Raw genomic sequence first — 770 nt, 5'->3', positions numbered from 1 at the left:
CTAGTGGTGTGTCCCGTAAATAGATACTTATTTGCGGGATAGGATTGGGGTATGACTCGTGCTGCTGCTCCTGCCCTGGTGATGTCCGATGGCCAGCGAGAGACCCTGGGGGTGCTGGCACGGTCGCGGACGGCGCCGCACCGGGAGGTGCAGCGGGCTCGGGCGTTGCTGCTGGCCGGGGACGGGGCGGCGAATACCGCGATCGCGCAGAGCGTGGGGGCGACGGTGAAGACCGTGCGGGCGTGGCGGGAACGGTTCGAGGACGAGGGCCTGGTGAAGTTCGCGCAGGTCAAGGAGGGCCGAGGGCGCAAGGCGACGATCCCGCAGGCCAAGATCGATGCGATCGTGGACCTCACGCTGCACTCGAAGCCGCCGGGACAGACGCACTGGTCCTGCCGGTCGATGGCCCAAGCGACCGGGGTGTCGTCGTCGCAGGTGCAGCGGATCTGGGCGGCGCGCGGGCTGAAACCGCACCTGGTGGACACGTTCAAGCTCTCGAACGACCCGCAGTTCGAGACGAAGCTGGTCGATGTGGTCGGACTGTATCTGAACCCGCCCGAGCAGGCGATCGTGCTGTGTATGGACGAGAAGTCCTCCATCCAGGCGCTGGACCGCACCCAGCCGTCGCTGCCGATGAAGAAGGGCCGGGCCGGGACGATGACCCACGACTACAAGCGCCACGGCACCACGACCCTGTTCGCCGCGCTGGAAGTGGCGACCGGGAAGGTGATCGGGCAGTGCCTGCCCAAGCACCGTCACGAGGAGTTCCT

General features: G+C 66.9%; 1 protein-coding gene. It reads left to right on the top strand.

Annotated elements, in window-relative coordinates; genetic code table 11:
• Nucleotides 1-51: 51 nt before the first annotated feature.
• Nucleotides 52-770: IS630 family transposase (locus tag D1J51_RS17715; protein ID WP_119077328.1), on the top strand; the 719-nt coding region annotated here is incomplete at its 3' end.

Origin of the sequence: Leucobacter sp. wl10 (assembly GCF_003569785.1) — a bacterium.
Lineage (GTDB): Bacteria > Actinomycetota > Actinomycetes > Actinomycetales > Microbacteriaceae > Leucobacter.
The sequence above is the reverse complement of the archived record's forward strand: the minus strand, read 5'-3'. Positions and strand labels throughout refer to the sequence as shown.